We start from the raw sequence: 19,263 nt of genomic DNA, 5'->3' as shown, positions 1-19,263 counted from the left end.
CACCGCTCCGGGACCTTCCCCGCCCGGGCCGGTGGCCGGACCGTCAGCGGCACGGGGTGGGGAGACGGACATGAGCCGGGTGCTGGGTGACGTCGGCGAGCGGGTCGGCGAGGAGGTGCAGGTCGAGCGCGGTCCGCTCGGGCCCGCGCAGTTCTGGCGCGGGCAGGGCCGCTACGTCGTCGGCGAGCTGCTCGACTCCTGGGTCGAGACCGCGCCGTGGTGGCAGCAGGCTGCCGGCGGTGCCTCGGCCGACCTGGTCGCCCCTCGCGAGGTGTTCCGGGTCGAGGCGCTGCGGGCCGGGCGCTCGCGGACGAGCTTCGCCGGCGTCTACGACCTGTGCTGGGACGCGGCGGACAACCGCTGGTCGCTCGTGCGGGTGCACGACTGATGGGCGCCGCGTACGCCATGACCCACGACCCGGCCGACCAGCTGCCCCTGCCCCCGCCGCTCCCGGCGGCGGCGGCCCAGCTGCTCGACCAGGCCACCCGCGCGCTGGCCGAGGCCCGCCACGCTCCCGACGCGTGCCGGCGCTACGCCACCGCCCACCTGGCGGCGCTGCGCGCCGCCGCGGGCGTGCTGGCCGCCCGCACGCGGCCGGAGGGCAGCCGCCGCCGGCCGCGCAGCGCCTGGGTGCTGCTCGAGCAGGTCGCCCCGGAGCTGGGGGAGTGGGCCACCTTCTTCGCCGCAGGGGCGGCCAAGCGCGCCGCGGCCGAGGCCGGGCTGTCCCGCGCGGTCACCGAGCGCGAGGCCGACGACCTGGTCCGCGACGCCGGCGCCTTCCTGACCGTGGTCGAGGAGGTGCTGGCCCGCACGCCCGAGCCGGCTCCGCGTCCGCGCGTGGTCGGCGGCACCGCTCACCGTCCCGTGCGCGGGCGGTGAGCGGGGACCCCTTCGTCCACCTGCACGTCGCCTCCGGCTACTCCCTGCGGTACGGGGCCAACCACCCGGCCGACCTGGTCGCGCGCGCCGCCGAGCACGGCATGACGGCGCTGGCGCTGACCGACCGCGACGGTCTCTACGGCGCGGTCAAGTTCGCGCTGGCCTGCCGGTCGGCCGGGCTGCGGCCGCTGTTCGGGGTCGACCTGGCGGTCGCCCCCGGGGTGGACACGGCCGTGCCGCCGGCGCGGGCGCACGTGCTGGGTGAGGACGAGTTCTCCCTCCGCCGCACCGGGAGCGGCTCGGTGCGACCGGTGCCGGCACGCCGCAGCCCGGTGCGCGGCGGCGCCGGCGTCGACCCGCAGCTGCCGCGGGTCACCTTCCTCGCCCGCGACGGCGCCGGCTGGCGCTCGCTGTGCCGGCTGACCAGCGCCACGCACCTGCGCGGCACCCGCGGCGAGCCGGTGGCCTCGCTGGCCCTGGCCGCCGAGCACGCACCGGGGCTGGTCGCGGTCCTGGGACCGGACTCCCCGGTGGGCCGGGCGCTCGCCGCCGGGCGGGCCGACGTCGCCTCGGCGCGGCTGTCGGCCTGGCGGTCGGTGTTCGGCCCGGGGGCGCTGGTGGTCGAGCTGGTGCACCACCGCGGCCGGGGCGACCGCTCCCGCGCCCAGCGGCTGCTGCGCTTCGCCGAGGAGGAGGGCGTGCCGGCGGTCCTCACCAACGCCGTCCGCTACGTCGACGCCCTCGACGCGCCCACCGCCGACGTCCTCGACGCCTCCCGGCGGCTGGTCGCCCTCGACACCCGGCACGTCGACCGGCGCACCGCCGAGGGGTACCTCAAGTCGGGCAAGGAGATGGCCGAGGTCGCCGCCGACCTCGTCGGCCCCGACCGCGACGCGGCGCTGCGGCTGACCGAGCGCACCGCCCGGCTGGCCGAGCAGTGCGCCGTCGACGTCCGCGAGGACCTCGGCGTCGGCACCGTGCGCTATCCCGAGCTCGACGTCGTCACCGCGCCCGGGGAGCGCGGCGCGGGTGCCTCGGAGGTGCTGCGCGCCCGCTGCGAGGCCGGGCTCGGCCGGCGGGGGATGGCGCGCAGCCAGGAGGTCCTCGGCCGGCTGGAGGACGAGCTGGCGGTGATCGACTCCCTCGGCTACCCGTCCTACTTCCTCACCGTCGCTGACGTGGTCGACCTCATCAGGAGCCTGCGGGTCCGGGCGGCAGCGCGCGGGTCGGGTGCCGGCAGCCTGGTCACCTACCTGCTGGGCATCTCCGACGTCGACCCGATCCGCTACGGCCTGCTGATGGAGCGGTTCCTCTCCCCGCTGCGCCACCAGCTGCCCGACGTCGACATCGACGTGGAGTCCGCCCGGCGGATGGAGGTCTACGACGCGGTTCTCGACCGCTTCGGCGCCCACCGGGTCAGCTGCATCTCGATGATGGACACCTACCGGGTGCGGCACGCCATCCGCGACGTCGGCGCCGCGCTCGGGCTGCCGCCGGCCGAGATCGACGCCGTCGCCAAGGCCTTCCCGCATGTCCGGGCCAACCAGGTGCACGCCGCGCTCAAGGACCTGCCGGAGCTGCGGGCCAGCCGGCTGGGGTCCCGGCGCGGTGGCGGCACCGGCGACCTCGACCTGCTCTTCGACCTGGTCGCCCGGCTCGACGGCCTGCCCCGGCACATCGCGCTGCACCCGTGCGGGGTGCTGCTGTCCGACGCCACGCTGCTCGACCGCACGCCGGTGGAGAGCAGCTATCTCGGCTACCCGATGAGCCAGTTCGACAAGGACGACGTCGAGGAGCTCGGGCTGCTCAAGCTCGACCTGCTCGGCATCCGGATGCAGTCGGCGATCGCGCACGCCCTCGACGAGGTGGCCCGGGTCGACGGCACCGAGGTCGACATCGACGCCGTCCCGCGCGACGACCCGACGACCTTCGAGCTCATCCGCAGCACCCGGACCCTCGGCATGTTCCAGATCGAGTCGCCGGGGCAGCGCGAGCTGGTCGGCAAGTTCGGGCCGGAGACGTTCGAGGACATCGTCATCGACATCTCGCTGTTCCGGCCCGGGCCGGTGAAGAGCGACATGGTGACGCCGTTCCTGCTGGCCCGGAACGGCTGGCGGGACCCGGTCTACCCGCACCCCGACCTCGCGCCGTTCCTCGAGCAGACCGCCGGCGTCGTCGTCTTCCACGAGCAGGTGCTGCAGATCGTGGCGCAGATGACCGGCTGCGACCTCGCCCAGGCCGACGAGGCGCGCCGCGCGCTCGGCGATCGGGAGCTGCACCCGGAGGTGCGGGCCTGGTTCGTGCCGGAGGCGCTGCGCCGCTATCCGGTCGAGGTGGTCGAGCAGGTGTGGGAGGTGCTGGTCGCCTTCGGCTCGTTCGGGTTCTGCAAGGCGCACGCGGCGGCGTTCGCGCTGCCCACCTACCAGTCGGCGTGGCTGAAGACCCACCACCCGGCTGCCTTCCTCGCCGGGGTGCTCACCCACGACCCCGGCATGTACCCGAAGCGGCTGATCCTCGACGACGCCCGCAACTTCGGGATCCGCGTGCTCGGCCTCGACGTCAACGCCTCGACCGGCGCCTACCGGGTGGAGCGGCTGGCCGAGGAGGACCGCCGGGCGGACTGGCGGCGGCCGGACTGGATGCCGCCGTCGATGGCCGACCCGTCGGGCCACGGCATCCGGCTGTCCCTGACCGACGTCAAGGGCATCGGCGAGGACGAGGTGGCGCGGATCGTCGCCGGGCAGCCCTACCGGTCGCTGACCGACTTCTGGTCGCGGGCCTCGGTGTCGCGCCCGGTGGTCGAGCGGCTGGTGCTGGCCGGCGGGTTCGACTCGCTCTACGGCTTCGGGGTGCGCGACCGCGAGGTCGGCCGGCCCACCGGCTCGCGCCGGTCGGTGACCCGCCGCGACCTGCTGCTGCAGATCAGCGAGCTCGACCGGTGGAGCCGCAGCGGGAAGAAGGCCGGCGCGGTCGGGCAGCTGAGCCTGGACCTGCTCGGCCTCGAGCTGCCGGGGGAGGACTCCGGACCGGACGGGCCGGGCCCGGAGGAGACCGGGCCGGAGTGGGCCGGGCCGGAGTGGGCCCGGCCGGAGTGGGCCGGGCCGGAGTGGGGTGGGGGGAGCGGGCTGCCGGAGTTCACCGACGCCGAACTGGTCCGCGCCGAGCTCGAGGTGCTCGGGCTGGACGCCAGCCGGCACGTCGTCGACTTCTACCGGCCGTTCCTGGCGGCGATCGGCGCGGTGCCGGCGGGGGAGCTGCTCGGCTGCCGCAGCAGCGCCGAGGTGCTGGTGGCCGGGGTCAAGGTGGCCACCCAGACGCCGCCGATCCGGTCGGGACGCCGGGTGGTCTTCGTGACCCTCGACGACGGCACCGGCTGCACCGACTCGACCTTCTTCGAGGACGTGCAGGGCCCCTACGCGGCGACGGTGTTCCACTCGTGGCTGCTGGTGATCCGCGGGGTGCTGCGGCGCACCGGCCCGCGCGGGGTGTCGATCCGGGCCACCGGCGCGTGGGAGCTGCCGGCGCTGCACGAGGCGTGGGAGAACGGCGGCCCGGCCGCGGTGGCCGAGCACATGGCCGCGCCGGGGGAGTACACCGACCAGGCGATCGCCGGGGCCGCGGCCTCGCACGGCTCGCGGCCGGTGGTGGTCACACCCGTGCTCGTGCACCCCACCGGCTTCCGGATGTCGCCCTACGCCGACGTCAAGCCCGCCGGCGAGGACGCCGCGACCGCCGCCCGCCGCGCCGCGGCGGCCCCGCGCAAGCTCTGGCACTCCAGCCCCGGCAGCTCCGGCCACTAGGGGGCCCGCTGCCGGCGATGAGTCCCGGCCGCGGGCGCGGTCGGAACGGTGAGCGCCGGCACCCCGCCGGCCCCGCAGAGGAGGACACGGCCATGCCGAAGCAGATCCCGTGCCTGTGGTTCGACACCGAGGCCGAGGAGGCCGCGCGGTTCTACACGTCGATCTGGCCGGACGCCGAGGTCCTCGGCACCGTCCGCTACGGCGCGGAGGACCCCGCGCGGGAGGGCCAGGCCCTCACCGTCAGCTGGCGGCTGGGCGACACCGAGTACGTCGGCCTCAACGGCGGCCCGCAGGACTGGTCCTTCAGCGAGGCCATCTCCTTCCAGGTCCTGTGCGCCGACCAGGAGGAGGTCGACCACTACTGGGACCGCCTCACCGACGGCGGCCAGGAGGCCCCCTGCGGCTGGCTCAAGGACCGCTTCGGCGTCTCCTGGCAGGTCGTGCCCACCCGCCTGCTGGAGCTGCAGGCCGACCCCGACCCCGACCGCCGGCAGCGCGCCGTGCAGGAGATGTTCACGATGCGGAAGATCGTCATCGCCGACCTGGAGCGGGCCGCCGACTCGGTCTCGGCCTAGCGGTGCCCGGTGTGCGCGGGGCGGCGCCACTAGTCTCCGACGGGTGACCGCCCCCGCACCGTCCTCCGGCGAGCACCTGCCCGTCCGGACCGCCGCGGTCTGGGCCGCGCTCGACGCGCTGGCCGGCGGCGGGACGCCGCTGCGGGTCCTCGACGTCGGCGGCGGCAGCGGCGTCTTCGCCGTCCCGCTCGCCCGCCTCGGCCACGAGGTCACCGTCGTCGACCCCAGCGCCGACGCCCTGGCCACCCTCGAGCGCCGCGCGCAGACCGCCGGCGTCGGCGACCGGGTCCGCGGCCTGCAGGGCGACGGCGACCTGCTGCACGAGCTGCCCCTCGGGGACGGTGGCTACGACCTCGCGCTCTGCCACGCCGTCCTCGAGGTCGTCGACGACCCCGCCACCACCCTCGGCGAGATCACCCGGGCGCTGCGCCCCGGCGGCCAGGTGAGCGTGGCCACCGCCAACCGGGCCGGTGCCGTCCTCGCCCGAGCGCTCAGCGGCCACCCGAAGGAGGCGCTGGCCCTCCTCGAGGACCGCGACCCCGCCCCCGGCCGCACCCGCCCGGCCCGTCGCCGCTTCGCCTCCGAGGACCTGCTCGCGCTCCTGCGCAACGCCGGCCTCGAGCCGGGGGAGTGGCGCGGCGTCGCGGTGGTCGCCGACCTGCTCGACGCCAGCTCCGGCGCCGACCCCGAGGCCGTCCGCCGGCTCGAGCTCGCGCTGGCCGGCACCTCGCCCTACCGCGACGTCGCCACCGGCCTGCACGTCCTGGCCACCCGCCCGTGACGGCGGTGCCCCCCGACGGGCCGCCCCCCGGCGTGCTGCCTCCCGACCTGGTCCCGCCGGCCTACGGCGCGGCCAGCCTCGCCGACGTCCTCCCCGGCGCGGCCGCCGCCCTCGGCGTTCCCGTCGACCGCGGCGGGCTGCCGCCCGACCCGCTCGGCCTCACCGCCGCCCTGGCCGGAGCCCGCCGGCTCGCCGTCCTGCTCGTCGACGGCCTCGGCGCGCACCTGCTGCGCGCGCACGCCGGGCTCGCCCCGGCCCTCGCCGCGTTGAGCGCCCCCGCCGGCGACCTCGCCGCCCCGTGCCCGAGCACCACCCCGGTCAGTCTCGTCACGCTCGGCACCGGCGTCCCCCCGGGCGGGCACGGCGTCCTCGGCTTCGTCACCGCCGTCCCCGGCGAGGACCGGCTGCTCAACCACGTGCAGTGGGCCGACGACCCCGACCCGGGCCACTGGCAGCCCCGCCCGACCGTCTTCGAGCAGGCCGCGGCGGCCGGCCTGTCCGTCACCGCCGTCGCCCCGTACGCCTACGCCGGCTCCGGGCTGACCACCGCCGCCTACCGCGGCGCGGGCTACTCGGGCACGGTCAGCGCCGGCGACCTCGCCGCGGGGGTGCTGCGGTCGCTGGCCGCGTCCCCCACCGGGCTGGTCTACGGCTACACCCCCGAGCTCGACCTCACCGGCCACGTCCGCGGGATCGACTCCGACAGCTGGCGGCTGCAGCTGGGGCTGGTGGACCGGGTGGTCGAGCAGGTCGTCGACGGACTGCCCGACGACGCCGCCCTGCTCGTCACCGCCGACCACGGCATGCTCGACGTCCCCCGCGGCACCCGCGTCGACGTCGACGACGAGCCCGCGCTGCTCGACGGCGTCGCGATGCTGGCCGGGGAGCCGCGCGCCCGCTACGTGCACGCCGTCCCGGGCGCCGCCGGCGACGTCCTCGACGCGTGGCGCGGCGTCCTCGGCGACCGGGCGTGGGTGGCCGGGCGCGAGGAGGCCGTCGCCAGCGGGGTCTTCGGCGCCGTGGGCGAGGGCATGGCGGCCCGCATCGGCGACGTCGTCGCGCTGGCCCGCGGCCCGTGGGCGGTCACCGCGTCGGCCACCGAGCCCGGGCCCAGCCGGCTGGCGGCCTACCACGGCTCCCTGACCGCGGCCGAGGTCGCGATCCCGCTGCTGCTCGCCCGCGGCCGGGCGCTCGGCTAGCGGATCAGCGGACCGGCGACACCGACAGCGCCGTCCAGGTGCGCGGGTGCGCCGGGTGCAGCGCCCGGCAGGTCAGCTGCGCGGCCTCGTCCGCGGGCCGGCTCTCCACCCGCACCACCACGTCGCCGTCCGCGCTGCCCAGCACCACCTCGAACCGCTCGACGCCGTCGGCGTCCTCGGTGCCCGTGCCGGCCAGCCGCCGCGACCCGCGCACCGGCAGGTCGTCGACCCCCAGCAGGCCCAGCCGCTCGCGGGCGGCCTGCTGGGCGGCCTGGGCCGGCAGCGGCACCCCGCCCGCCCGCGCAGCCACGGCAGCGCCACCTCCCCGCGGGCGTGCGCGGCGACCACGTCGGAGCCGTCGCCGGTGACCTGCCCGTAGGCGAAGCCGTGCGGCAGCACCAGCACGTTGGTGGCGAACCGGCAGCCGCCGAGGTGGCTGCACTCCCACACGTCCGGCGCCGGCATCGAGGCGGCCAGCGGCCGGCCGCGCAGCGCGCAGCAGGCGTCGTGCTGGCCGTGGGTGCACACCAGGTAGGTGGGCCGGTCGGTGCGCTCGCCGACCGAGCCGTCCCACGGCGCGTCGACCACGTCGGCGTCGTCGGTGCGCACCGACCACCACAGGCCCTCGTGGCCCGGGCGGCCGTCGGCGTAGGCCCAGCGGCGGCCGGCGTCGGCCAGCCGCCCACCCGGCCGGCGCACGAGCAGCACGCGCACGCCCTCGGCGCGGGCACGGGCCGACAGCCGCGCGGCCACCGCCTGGTCGAAGCGGGAACCGGTGAGCGCGTCACGGCCCCACGGTCCCGGCTGCTCGACCAGCAGCCAGCGCTGCGCCGGCCCGGCCGTCGCCACGGGGGAGTCCCCCCGGACCAGGGCCGTCACCGAGCAGCGGGTGGCGTCCAGCCGGCCGGCACGTTCGGGGACCGCGCCGCTCACCCCGGGGGGAGCGGCCCGGTCACGACCCGGTCCCGAGGGCGTCGGCACGCTCCCCATCGTCCCCGCCGGCGTCCGGGGCCGGTGCGTCCGGTCCGGTCGGGCCGGGCTCGGGTGCGGTGGCCGGGACGCCGTCGTACCCGTCGGCGCCCTGCACGGCCGCGTCGGCGACGAGCGCGACCGACTCGGTCACCAGCCGCTTCGCCAGCGTGAGCTGATCCGCGGCGTCGAGCCCGGCCAGGTCGGCGACCTTGGTCTCGCCGGTGGACAGCAGCCCGGTCAGGGCCTCGCGCGTCGAGGCGGGGAACTCCAGCCGGCGCCGGCCGGCGAGCAGGGCCACCCGCTCGCCCTCGGCGGTGGGAGGGGCGTCCCGCAGGGCGCAGCGCAGTCGCCGGCGCAGGCGCAGCACCGTGTCCGGCGACAGTGCCGCGGCCGCGGTGGCCTGGGCCAGCGGCGCGACCGGCTCGGGGCGCACCTGCGACCAGGTCCGCGAGCGCAGGCGGTCGGCGACCTCGTCGGGGTCGACCCGGCCGAGCCACTCCTGCAGCGCGGCGACGACGGTGGCGACGTCGTCACGGACCGACGCCGGGTCGGACAGGTCCACGCCCAGCGGGAGCGACCGGCGCAGCTCGCGGTCCTCGGCGGCCAGCACCCGCACCAGGTCCAGCGCCGACTCCGCGGCCGCCCAGCGGGTGACGGAGTGCACGCCGATGGTCAGGTGCGCGCTGGTCCGGCCCAGCGCGACGGCCGAGTGCAGGTAGCCGCGGGGCAGGTAGAGGGCGTCGCCCGGGCGCAGCACGGCGTCGATCACCGGCTCCCGCTCGGCGGCCGCGGCGACGGCGGCCGCGCGGTCGGTCCACGGCTGGGTGCGCAGCGGGTCGTCGAGCACCGGCGCGTGGATGGTCCAGTGCTTCTCGCCGGCCACCTGCAGCACGAAGACGTCGTGCACGTCGTAGTGGGGGGAGAAGCCGCGCGAGGACGGCGGCGTGACGTACGCGTTGACCTGCGTCGGGTGCCCCAGGTCGGCGGCCAGGGAGTCGGCGAACTCGATCAGCGGCGGCCAGAGCCGGTGCAGGCCCTGCAGGACCACGGTGCTGCCGTCGGCGAACAGCCGCAGCACGGCGTCGGAGGAGACCTGGTCGGCCACCTCGGCACCGGCGCCGCCGGAGGTCGTGAAGCGCTTCGGGTCGACGACGGCGCCGTCCTTGGCGACGCGCAGGAACGGCGTGCGCAGGCCGCGGCGCGAGAGCAGCTCGTCGACGGCGGTCAGCGTCAGCAGGTCGGTGAACGACTCCCCGGTGTCCTCCGCGCGGGCGAGCAGCGGGCGGCGGGACCAGTACTCCTCGGCGAAGACCTCGGGGTCGAGGTGCGTGCACCGGCGCAGGGCCGGGCGGGCCTGCGCCCCACCCGGCCCCGCGACGGTCGGGTCCTGGCTCAGGCCGAACCGTCCGCGCCGCCGTCGGCACCACCGTCAGCGCCACCGTCAGCCCCGCCGTCAGCGCCACCGTCGGAGCCGCCGTCGGAGCCGCCGCCCGCCGCGCCGCCGTCGGCCGGGCCGTGACCGGCGCCGCCGTCGGCCCCGCCGTCGGCACCACCGTCAGCGCCGCCGTCAGCCCCGCCGTCGGAGCCGCCGCCCGCCGCGCCGCCGTCGGCCGGGCCGTGACCGGCGCCGCTGTCCGCGCCGCCGTCGGCACCGCCGTCGTGCTGGCCGGGCGTGCCCTCTCCGGCGCCGCTGTCGGCCGGACCCTCCGTGCTGGTCATGTCGTCGTCGTCGAGCGCCATCGGGCTCCTCCGGGATCCGGGTCGGGACCGGCCGCCGGACGACGGTCGGTCGCGTCCCACCTACCTCGATCACGGGCCGGTCACACATGCGTCGACCAGCGAGTTCTCGGCACGCCGGGACACGCCGGGAGGGTCCGCGGGGACGGCGCGCCACCGGCCGCACGGTGCCGTTACCCTCCCCGGGTCGGTGCGAACAGGTGTTCGATCAGGGAGGGTCCGTGCGGTCGTCGGGGCGTGCCGAGGGGTGCACGGTGCTGCACGTCGACATGGACGCCTTCTTCGCCAGCGTCGAGGTGCGCCGCCACCCCGAGCTGGCCGGCACCCCGGTGATCGTGGGCGGCGCGGGCAACCGCGGGGTGGTCACCTCGGCCACCTACGAGGCCCGCGCGTACGGCGTGCACGCCGCCATGCCGACGGCGCGGGCGCTGCGGCTGTGCCCGACGGCGACCGTGCTGCCGGGGGACCTGGCGCTCTACGCCGAGGTGTCCCGGGCGGTCATGGCGCTGTTCCGGTCGGTGACGCCGGTCGTGGAGCCGCTGAGCCTGGACGAGGCCTTCCTCGACGTCGGCGGGGCCGGACGGCGGCTGGGCGACGCCGCGGAGATCGGCGAGTACCTGCGCGCCCGCGTCTTCGACGAGCAGGGCATCACCTGCTCGGTCGGGGTGGCCGGCACCAAGTTCGTGGCCAAGCTGGCCTCCACCCGCGCCAAGCCCGACGGGCTGCTCGTCGTCCGCCCGGCCGAGGTCATCGACTTCCTGCACCCGCTGCCGGTCGGCGCGCTGTGGGGCGTGGGCGCCAAGACCGAGGAGGTGCTGCTGCGGCTGGGCCTGCGCACCGTCGGCGACCTCGCGCACGTCCCGGCGCGCACCCTGCAGCGGGCGGTCGGGCCGGCCGCCGGCAGCCACCTGCACGAGCTGGCCTGGGGACGCGACCCGCGCCGGGTGGTGCCCGACGAGCCGGAGAGGTCGACCGGGCACGAGGAGACCTTCGGCACCGACGTCGACGACCCCGCCGTCGTCCACCGGGAGCTGCTGCGGCTGTCGGAGCGGACGGCGGGACGGCTGCGCGCCGGCGGCTGGCTGACCCGCACGGTGAGCATCAAGGTCCGCTTCGCCGACTTCACCACCATCACCCGCAGCCGCACGCTCGGCGTCCCCACCGACGTCGGGCAGGAGGTGTACGAGACCGCCCGCGCGCTCTTCGACGCCCTCGGGCTGGACCGGGCGCGGATCCGGCTGGTCGGCGTCCGCGCCGAGCGGCTGGTGCAGGCCGGCCAGGCGCCGCGCCAGCTCGAGCTCGGCGCCCGCGAGCACGGCCGCCGCGACGCCGAACTGGCCGCCGACCGCGCCGCCCGCCGGTTCGGCGCCGGTGCGGTCCGGCCCGCCACGCTGCTGCACCGCGACCGCGACCGCCGGCTGCGCTGACCCGGCGGGCCCCTCACCTGCCCGGATGCCACCCGTGAGGGTGGTCACGGGGCGGGTGTGACGGGTCCCCGCGCGCTCGCCTTTCGCACCCCGCCAACGGCTCGTATCCTCGGTGGCACCCCCGGGTACTCACCCGGGGGTGTCCGGCTCCGCCCACCTGGAGGTCTCGGTGCCGCTCTCCGAGCACGAGCAGCGACTGCTGGAGCAGATCGAGCGCGCCCTCGTCGACGACGATCCCAAGTTCGCCTCCTCCGTCCGCACGGGTGACCGCAGGCTCAAGGCCCGTCGGAAGCTGCAACTCGGTGCGCTGCTGGTGCTGGTGGGCCTGGCCGTCCTCGTCGGCGGCGCGGTCGCCCCGTCCGTCCCGCTCGGCGTCCTGGGCTTCCTGGTGATGTTCGGCGGCGCGGCGCTCGGCGTCCTCAACTACCGCTCGGCCACCGGCGTCGTCGAGGCCGGCCCGGCCGGTGCCCGTGGCGGCGCCACCGCCGCCCGCGGCCGCGGCGGCAAGCCCCGCAAGCAGCCGCTGAAGAACCGGCTCGAGGAGCGCTTCCGCCGCCGCTACGACCAGTAGCCGCACCCGACCTCCGCCGACGGCCGCCGTCCCACCCGGGACGGCGGCCGTCGGCGTTCCCGGGGCCGGATGACAGAAGCGGCCATCCTGCCGCCCGGTTGCAGGCGGTGGATGCCTCAGGCGGGGGTGCGGCGGGGGAGGCGGGAGGTGACCGCGGCCCCGAGCGCGTCGCCCAGCGACGCCGGCCACAGCAGCGCCCGCAGCCGGGCGCGGGGCGGGACCGCGGCGGTGAGGCCCGAGCGGGCCTGCGCCAGCGCGACCTCCAGCGCCGGGTCGGCGGCCGCGCCGGGACGGCCGTAGCTCGCCGCCTCCTCCGCGCGGGCCAGCCGCCCGACCGCGTCGGCGGCGCCGGCACCGCCGGCCCGGTGCGCACCGCGGCCTCCGGTCCCATCGAGCAGGCGGGTGAGCGCGGCCGCCTGCTGGCGCGGGGTCTGCGCCGGGTCCCAGGGGAGCCCGAGGTCGCGGGCGGTCGCGGCCAGCTCGTCCCACAGCGCGGCCGGGCTGCCGCCGGCGACCCGCCGACGCCGCTGCAGCGCCCGCGCACCGGCCGGCGCTGCCCCAGCGCGGCCAGCCCCAGCAGCACGCCGGCGCCGACGAGCACCGGGCGCGCCGACGTCGACCCCTGCGCGGCGGTCTGGCCCTGCGGCACGGCGCCGTCCACCCGGTCCAGCGGGGCCGGCGTCGGACCGGTGGGCGCGGTCGGGACGGTCGGCACGTCCTGCGGGCGCTCGAGCACCTCCTGGTCGGCCGGCCGCGGCGCCCACGGCAGGTCGACGGCGCGCTCGCTGTCGATCGGCGTCGGGTCGAACGGGATCCAGCCGAGGTCGTCGAAGTACACCTCCACCCAGGCGTGCGCGTCGTCGCTGGTGACCATCCGCCCGCCGCCGGGCTGGACCCGGCCGGGCGTGTAGCCGAGCGCCACCCGGGCGGGGATGCCCGCGGCCCGGACCATCGCGGCCATCGCACCGGCGTACTGCTCGCAGTAGCCCTGCTTGAGCCGCAGGAAGTCGGCCAGGTCGTCGCCGGTGGTGCCCGGCGTGGTGGAGAGGCTGTAGACGAAGCCGTTCTCCCGCGAGAAGTGGCGCTGGATGGCGAGCACCGCGTCGTAGGGGGTGGCCGCGTCGGCCGTCAGTCCCGCGACCAGCTCCGTGACGGCGGGGTCCAGCGGCGGCAGGGCGGTGTCCCGCTCGAGCACCGACGAGCCGCCCTGCAGCGGGCCGGAGGCGCGCAGCTCCTCCTCGGAGGGCTGCGGCTCGACGGCGGTGACCGCCCAGCGGTCGCCGGTCGTGGACACGTCACGGCCGAAGACGGTCCCGGCGGCCGGGTCGAACCGCCAGGCGCCGGGGTCGGAGATGGACACCGCCAGCGGCGAGGCGAACACCGGCAGGAACCGGTCGTCGTGGCCGACGGCGGTGATCGTGGCCGTGACCTCCCGGCCCTCGCGGCGCCCCGGCAGCGGCGCGAGCTCCTCGACCTGCGCCACCGACTCCTCGCCGTCGAGGTTGCCGACCGTCCAGCCCTCCTCGGCGGAGTAGACCTCGAGGGTCACCACGCGCAGGTAGCCGGGGTCGAGGACCGAGGCGTCGACCTTCAGGAGGTCGATCGGCTCGGGGAGCGTGAGCTGGCCCTGCAGCGCCGCGGCCGGGTCCAGCGCCGTGCCGGTGGACCCGCCGCCGCCCCCGGAGCCGAAGCCCTGCGCCAGCCGGCCCTCGGGCAGGGCCGGGACCACGCTGCCCACCACCAGTGCGACGAGCAGCGCGAGCAGCGCGGTGCCGGTGGCGGCGAGCGCGCCGGCGCCGCCCCGCCTCCTGCGCCCGCCCCGGCCGGCCAGCCGCCGCGACTGGTCGGCCCACAGCAGCAGCGCCAGCCCGGCCGCCGGTGCCGCGACCGCCGCCAGCCCGATGCTCCCGGTCACCGTGCTGACCGGCACGCAGAACAGCACCAGCAGGCCCAGCCCGGCCAGGGCCGGCTGCCGGCCGCCGACGGCGATCAGGTCGACGACGACCGCGACGATCCCCACCAGCAGCACGGTGAGCGCCAGCAGCCCGGTCAGCGGCAGCGCCGGCGTCGACTGCTCGCGGATCTCGGCCGAGCCGTCGGTGAGCACCGCGCCGAGGCCGGCCAGCGAGCCCGGGGTGGGCAGCCAGCCGCCGATCGCGCCGGCCGGGGAGAACAGCAGCGTCATGAGGCACAGCAGCGCGCCGAGCTGGCCCAGCGGCACGAGGGGGACGCCGACGGCGGCGGCGCGCGCGGGCAGGACGCGGCCGCCGGAGGCCCAGGCCCACAGCGCCGGACCGGCCGCCCGCAGCACCAGCCCGGTGAGGGCGACCACGGCGACGGCGGCCAGCGCGGGCGGCACCCAGGCGGGGCGGGTGAAGACCGGACCCAGCGCGCAGACGCCGAGCGCCGTCGCGACCGCCGCGGCCAGCGTGGCGGCGCCCTCCCGGCGCAGGGTGCCCGGGACGGCGGGCTCGGCCGGGGGCGGCGGCGCGGGCCGGTGCGGCGGGGGACCGGCCCGCCGGCGCGGACGGGCGGCGGGGCGAGGGCGGTCACGCCGGCACCCCCAGGGTCCCGCCGGGCCGCGACCCGGCTCCGTCCCCCGCCGACAGGGCGAGGTCGGCCCACACGGACTCGACGGTGCGGGAGGCGTCGGCGACGACCACCTGCCAGCCGGCGCCGCGCAGCAGCGTGGCCGACTTCTCCAGCTGGGCGGTGAGCGCCGCGCGGGCCGTGCCCGACAGGCCGCGCCGGCTGCGCGGAGCCGGATCGGCCCAGCTGCTGACGTCGAGCAGGACGGCGACGTCGCGGGCCGGGCCCGAGCGCACCGAGACCAGCTCGGTGAGGTCGTCGGGGCCGACGGCGCCGAGCAGTGCCACGACCGGACCCTCGCCGGCCGCGCGGTGCACCAGCTGGGCGGCCTGCCCGAGGCCCGCGCCACGGCCCGGGCCGAGCGTGGCCAGCCGGTCCAGCAGCTCGGTGCTGCCCAGGCCCGCGGCTCCCCGCGCCGCGGGCCCCGCCGCCGGGGTGAGCTCGCCGCCGGTGGTGAGCACCCGCAGCACCGCGCCGCGCTGCGCGAGGTGGGTGCCGATGCTGGCCGCCGCCTCCACCAGCCACTCGAGGCTGTCGTGCGGTGGCGCCGGGTCCCCGGGCGGGCCGGGGGGCGTACTGCCGGCCGCCGGTCCGGGACCCGCGGCGCGGGTGAGCAGGTGCGCGCCCGAGCGCGTGTCGAGCAGCAGGGCCGCCTGGGCACGCCAGGGCCGCTCCTCCAGCCGGACCATCAGCTCGCCGGTGCGCGCGGTGGCCCGCCAGTGCACCTTCCGCAGGTCGTCCCCGTGCCGGTACTGCCGGGTGCTGACGTCGTCCTCGCCGTGCACCGCGATGGAGCGGCGGGCGCCCGCGCCGCCGCCGCCGTGCCCGCCGCCCGGACCGCCGGCACCCAGCGGCCGCACCCGGGGCACGACCACGAGGGGCGCACCGTCGGTGCCGCTGGTGGTGCGCTGCACCAGCCCGAAGGGATCGACCAGGCGCAGCCGCAGCGGGCCGAGCCGGAAGCGGCCGCGGCGGCCGCCGGAGACCCGGTAGCGCATCGCCGCGGTGTCGCCCCCGGGCAGCCGCTCGACGACGAAGGAGGGGGTGCGGCCGAGGTCGGCGGGCAGCTGCTCCGACAGCAGCCACAGCCGGCCGGCTCGCCGGTCGGCGTTGGTGACCTCGAGCAGCACCTCGGCGTCCTGCCCGCGCGGCACCCGCGCCGGGCTGACCGTGCGTCGGACCCCGACGCGGAACCGCTGCCGGGAGACGGCCAGCGCCGACAGCAGCGGCAGCGCCAGCACGAAGACGGCGATCTGGACCAGCGGCCGCTCCCCGAGCAGCATGCCCAGGGCGAGCAGGGTGATCCCGGCGGCGACCAGGCAGCGGCCGCGCAGGGTGAGCGACGTCAGCGCCGTGCGCACCGGCCCGCCCACGCCGGTCAGCGCCCGCGGAGGACGGGGACCGACGACAGCAGTCCCGCGACGACCTGCTCGGCGGTGCGGCGGGCGGCCGCGGCGTCGCCGGTGAGCAGCAGCCGGTGGGCGAGCACGGGGCCGGCCATCGCCTGGACGTCGTCGGGGAGCACGTGGTCGCGCCCGGCCAGCGCGGCGGAGGCGCGGGCGGTGCGCAGCAGCTGCAGCCCGGCCCGCGGGGAGGCGCCCAGCCGCAGGTCGGGAGAGCGCCGGGTGGCCTCGACCAGCGCGACGACGTAGCGGCGGATGGCGTCGGAGACGTGCAGTCCCTGCACCGCGGTGACCAGCGCGCGCACGGTCGCGGCGTCGGCCACCGGCTGCAGGCTGGTCAGGGGGTCGGTGGTGCCGCGGTCGTCGAGCATGGCGACCTCGGCCTCGCGGTCGGGGTAGCCCATGGACACCCGCGCGGTGAACCGGTCGCGCTGCGCCTCGGGGAGGGGGTAGGTGCCCTCCATCTCCACCGGGTTCTGGGTGGCCATCACCAGGAACGGCCGGGCCAGCTCGTAGCTGACGCCGTCGACGGTGACCTGGCGCTCCTCCATGCACTCCAGCAGCGCCGACTGGGTCTTGGGCGAGGCCCGGTTGATCTCGTCGGCGACGACGACGTTGGCGAACACCGCGCCGGGCTTGAACTCGAAGGCCCGCGTCTCCTGGTCGTAGACGGCCACACCGGTGACGTCGCTCGGCAGCAGGTCGGGCGTGAACTGGATGCGGCGCACGCTGGCGTCGATGGAGGCGGCCAGGGCCTTGGCCAGCGTCGTCTTGCCGGTGCCGGGCACGTCCTCGACGAGCAGGTGCCCCTCGGCCAGCAGCACCACGAGGGCCAGGCGGACGACGTCGTGCTTGCCCTGGACGACGCGCGACACGTTGGCCGCGATCCGTGCGCCCTCGGCGGCGACGTCGACCGGCAGCCCCGCCGTCCCGTCGGCCGCACGGATGGTGTCGGTCACCCGACACACGGTACGTGTCCGGAGCCGTCCGCAACGCCGATCGCGTTCCGCCCCCGCACCGTCGCGGGCCGTCCCTGCCGGGTCCCCACCAGGCCCCCGTCCGGGAGGTCCCCGGGACCCCTCCCGGCGGGCCGTCCCCCACCGGGCCCCACCCGGCTCCCCCGGCCGTCCCCACGCCCCTGACCTGCACGCGAGCGGGTGGAGGAGACCGGTCACGACATGGTGTCGAGTGGTGTCTGGTGGGGCGTAGTGGGTTAGTGTGTGGCGCGGTGGGGAGCCAGGGCCCGTCCCGGGTCCGCGGAGGACGCGAGGAGGACCGATGGGGGAGGTGATCCGGTGTTCGTCGGCAGCTTCGCGTTGCGTCTGGACGAGAAGGGCCGGCTCGCACTCCCGGTGCGGTTCCGCGACCAGGTGGCCGACGGCATGGTGATCAAGAAGGGGCAGGAGCGCTGCGTCTACGGCCTGACCCTGGCCCGGGTCGCCGAGCAGAGCCGCGCCGCCGCGTCGATGGCCCCCGCCGACACCGCCGAGGCGCGCATGCGGGCCCGCATGAGCTTCGGCTCCATGGTCGAGGTCGAGCCGGACAAGACCGGCCGCATCACCATCCCCGCCAACCTCCGCCAGTACGCCGGCCTCGACCGCGACGTCGTCGTCGTCGGTGTCGACACCCGCTTCGAGATCTGGGACCAGGCCACGTGGGACGCCTACGTGGAGGAGCAGGAGGCGGCCTACGCCGCCATGGAGAGCGAGGGGATGCCCACGCTGTCCTGACCCCCCGTCCCGCCGGTCGCCCCGGCCGCCGCGCGCCCCGTCGCGAGCCGTCTTCCCCGCGGCTCGACCGGACGCGGCCCGAACCGCCTTCCCCGCGGCTCGGTCCGCAGCAGCGGAACCGGCGCCTCCCCGCGCCGCCGGCCGGACCGGCCACCGGCATCCGGCGACCCCCGCCCCCCGCGGCCTCCTGACGCTCTTCCCCGGCGCCAGGCGGTCCCGCGGGGGGTGGGGGTCTCCTCTTCCCCGGGCCCGCCCGCACCCCGGACACCGCACTCCCGCGCGGCACGCCCGGCGAGCTCCCGCAGCCGACCCGCCGTCCGCGTCACCATGAGACGCCCGCCCCGCCCCGGGGGCCCGACCTGCGAGGAGGACCGTCGTGAGCACGCCCGCGGTGCACGTCCCGGTCCTCCTCGGCCGCGTCACCGAGCTGCTCGGGCCGGCCTGCGCCGCCGAGGGCGCCGTGCTCGTCGACGCCACCCTCGGCCTGGCCGGCCACTCGCTGGCCCTCCTCGACGCCCACCCCGGGTTGCGCCTGGTCGGCCTCGACCGCGACCCCCAGGCGCGCGCCGAGGCGGCCGCCCGCATCGCCGCCGCCGGCCACGCCGACCGCGTCACCCTCGTCCCGGCCGTCTTCGACGAGCTGCCCGACGTCCTCGACCGGCTCGGCCTGCCCGAGGTACAGGCCGTGCTGTTCGACCTCGGCGTCTCCTCGCTGCAGCTCGACCGCCCCGAGCGCGGTTTCAGCTACGCCGGCGACGGGCCGCTGGACATGCGGATGGACCCCGGCGCCCCGCGCAGCGCCGCCGACGTCGTCAACACCTATCCCGCGGCCGAGCTCGCCCGGGTGCTGCGCGTCTACGGCGAGGAGCGCTTCGCCTCCCGCATCGCCGCGGCGATCGTCCGCGAGCGGGCGCGCGAGCCGTTCAGCCGCACCGAGCGGCTGGCCCACCTGGTGCGCGACTCCATCCCCGCCGCCACCCGCCGCACCGGCGGCCACCCGGCCAAGCGGACCTTCCAGGCGCTGCGGATCGAGGTCAACGACGAGCTCGGCGCCCTGCAGCGGGCGCTGCCCGCGGCGCTGGACGCGCTCGCCGTGGGCGGCCGGATCGCCGTCATCACCTTCCACTCGCTCGAGGACCGCATCGTGAAGCAGACCCTCGCCGCCGGTGCCACCGACCGCACGCCGCCGGAGCTCCCGGTCCGGCTGCCCGAGTACGGCCCCGTGCTGCGCCTGCTCACCCGCGGCGGCGAGGGACCCGGCGACGACGAGCTCGCCGCCAACCCGCGCGCGGCCTCGGCCCGGGTCCGCGCGGCCGAGCGCATCCGGCGGGCCGCGTGAGCGAGCTCGCGAGCGCGCCGATGGGCACGGCAGTCCCGCGGACGCGGCCGGCGAGCGCCGGCGAGGAGGACGCGTGAGCGCCGCCGCCCGTGCCTCGCGCGCCGAGCCGACACCGCCGCGGCCCCCGGGGGACCGCGGCGCCCGCACCTCGGCGGCGCGGCCGCTGCGCGCCGTCCCCGGCCGGACCCGGACCACGGGACCGGCGCCCCGGGTCACCCCCACCCGCACCTCCACGGCCCGCACCTCCACGGCCCGCACCTC

General features: G+C 77.8%; 15 protein-coding genes and 1 pseudogene. 10 read left to right on the top strand and 6 right to left on the bottom strand.

The window, feature by feature from the left end:
- The first annotated feature begins 70 nt into the window (after positions 1–70).
- The 6 genes from JD79_RS19255 to JD79_RS19230 all read left to right on the top strand — a co-directional run bounded on the left by JD79_RS19255 (position 71) and on the right by JD79_RS19230 (position 7,234).
- The gene (locus tag JD79_RS19255; RefSeq protein WP_110006820.1) at positions 71–388 is read left to right on the top strand and encodes a DUF6504 family protein; all 318 of its coding nucleotides are present in this window, start codon (positions 71–73) and stop codon (positions 386–388) included.
- Positions 388–879, top strand: a complete 492-nt coding sequence (locus JD79_RS19250) for an SAV_6107 family HEPN domain-containing protein (protein WP_110006819.1) — start codon at positions 388–390, stop codon at positions 877–879. The genes JD79_RS19255 and JD79_RS19250 overlap by 1 nt, the downstream gene beginning before the upstream one ends.
- On the top strand, positions 876–4,679 hold the full coding sequence (locus tag JD79_RS19245) for a DNA polymerase III subunit alpha (RefSeq protein ID WP_110006818.1): 3,804 nt from the start codon (positions 876–878) through the stop codon (positions 4,677–4,679). Before JD79_RS19250 ends, JD79_RS19245 begins: the two co-directional genes overlap by 4 nt.
- A 92-nt stretch (positions 4,680–4,771) precedes the next feature.
- Positions 4,772–5,254 (top strand): VOC family protein, encoded by a 483-nt coding sequence (locus tag JD79_RS19240; RefSeq protein WP_110006817.1) that lies wholly within the window; start codon positions 4,772–4,774, stop codon positions 5,252–5,254.
- Between the two features lie 43 nt (positions 5,255–5,297).
- Positions 5,298–6,035, top strand: a complete 738-nt coding sequence (locus JD79_RS19235) for a methyltransferase domain-containing protein (protein WP_110006816.1) — start codon at positions 5,298–5,300, stop codon at positions 6,033–6,035.
- On the top strand, positions 6,032–7,234 hold the full coding sequence (locus tag JD79_RS19230) for an alkaline phosphatase family protein (protein WP_245900229.1): 1,203 nt from the start codon (positions 6,032–6,034) through the stop codon (positions 7,232–7,234). The genes JD79_RS19235 and JD79_RS19230 overlap by 4 nt, the downstream gene beginning before the upstream one ends.
- Before the next feature lie 72 nt (positions 7,235–7,306).
- Here JD79_RS19230 and JD79_RS19225 read toward each other — a convergent pair whose 3' ends face one another.
- The 3 genes from JD79_RS19225 to JD79_RS19215 form a co-directional block, all read right to left on the bottom strand.
- The gene (locus tag JD79_RS19225; RefSeq protein ID WP_245900228.1) at positions 7,307–8,083 is read right to left on the bottom strand and encodes a sucrase ferredoxin; all 777 of its coding nucleotides are present in this window, start codon (positions 8,081–8,083) and stop codon (positions 7,307–7,309) included.
- Positions 8,084–8,186: 103 nt separating this feature from the next.
- Complete coding sequence (locus JD79_RS19220; protein ID WP_342767668.1) at positions 8,187–9,311, bottom strand: cupin domain-containing protein; 1,125 nt, start codon at positions 9,309–9,311, stop codon at positions 8,187–8,189.
- Positions 9,312–9,598: 287 nt separating this feature from the next.
- Positions 9,599–9,946, bottom strand: a complete 348-nt coding sequence (locus tag JD79_RS19215; protein ID WP_110006814.1) for a BatC protein — start codon at positions 9,944–9,946, stop codon at positions 9,599–9,601.
- A 251-nt stretch (positions 9,947–10,197) separates the two neighbouring features.
- On the opposite strand from JD79_RS19215, the gene dinB reads away from it, so the two are divergent.
- Both dinB and JD79_RS19205 read left to right on the top strand, forming a co-directional pair.
- Positions 10,198–11,370, top strand: a complete 1,173-nt coding sequence (dinB, locus tag JD79_RS19210; RefSeq protein ID WP_245900227.1) for a DNA polymerase IV — start codon at positions 10,198–10,200, stop codon at positions 11,368–11,370.
- A 139-nt stretch (positions 11,371–11,509) separates the two neighbouring features.
- Complete coding sequence (locus tag JD79_RS19205) at positions 11,510–11,941, top strand: DUF3040 domain-containing protein (protein WP_245900226.1); 432 nt, start codon at positions 11,510–11,512, stop codon at positions 11,939–11,941.
- A gap of 859 nt (positions 11,942–12,800) precedes the next feature.
- Here the strand turns inward: JD79_RS19205 and JD79_RS23980 are convergent.
- The 3 genes and pseudogenes from JD79_RS23980 to JD79_RS19190 form a co-directional block, all read right to left on the bottom strand.
- A pseudogene (locus JD79_RS23980) lies at positions 12,801–14,300 on the bottom strand (transglutaminase TgpA family protein); the annotation flags it as partial.
- 190 nt (positions 14,301–14,490) lie between these two features.
- A complete protein-coding gene (locus JD79_RS19195; protein WP_245900225.1) occupies positions 14,491–15,903 on the bottom strand; it encodes a DUF58 domain-containing protein in 1,413 nt (470 codons plus the stop codon).
- A gap of 5 nt (positions 15,904–15,908) precedes the next feature.
- Positions 15,909–16,892, bottom strand: a complete 984-nt coding sequence (locus JD79_RS19190; protein WP_110006811.1) for an AAA family ATPase — start codon at positions 16,890–16,892, stop codon at positions 15,909–15,911.
- Between the two features lie 336 nt (positions 16,893–17,228).
- Between JD79_RS19190 and mraZ the strand changes: the two genes are divergently transcribed.
- Complete coding sequence (gene mraZ / locus JD79_RS19185; RefSeq protein ID WP_110006810.1) at positions 17,229–17,663, top strand: division/cell wall cluster transcriptional repressor MraZ; 435 nt, start codon at positions 17,229–17,231, stop codon at positions 17,661–17,663.
- A 376-nt stretch (positions 17,664–18,039) separates the two neighbouring features.
- Positions 18,040–19,002, top strand: coding sequence for a 16S rRNA (cytosine(1402)-N(4))-methyltransferase RsmH (rsmH, locus tag JD79_RS19180; protein WP_110006809.1), 963 nt, complete (start codon positions 18,040–18,042; stop codon positions 19,000–19,002).
- Positions 19,003–19,263 lie beyond the last annotated feature (261 nt).

The organism is Geodermatophilus normandii, from assembly GCF_003182485.1.
In the GTDB taxonomy this organism is placed as follows: domain Bacteria; phylum Actinomycetota; class Actinomycetes; order Mycobacteriales; family Geodermatophilaceae; genus Geodermatophilus; species Geodermatophilus normandii.
The sequence above is the reverse complement of the archived record's forward strand: the minus strand, read 5'-3'. Positions and strand labels throughout refer to the sequence as shown.

What these genes read in the sequence shown, in the direction of transcription:
- JD79_RS19255 (WP_110006820.1), top strand. Translation starts at nt 71, where the DNA reads ATGAGCCGGGTGCTGGGTGACGTCGGCGAGCGGGTCGGCGAGGAGGTG.
- JD79_RS19250 (WP_110006819.1), top strand. Translation starts at nt 388, where the DNA reads ATGGGCGCCGCGTACGCCATGACCCACGACCCGGCCGACCAGCTGCCC.
- JD79_RS19240 (WP_110006817.1), top strand. Translation starts at nt 4,772, where the DNA reads ATGCCGAAGCAGATCCCGTGCCTGTGGTTCGACACCGAGGCCGAGGAG.
- JD79_RS19215 (WP_110006814.1), bottom strand. Translation starts at nt 9,946, where the DNA reads ATGGCGCTCGACGACGACGACATGACCAGCACGGAGGGTCCGGCCGAC.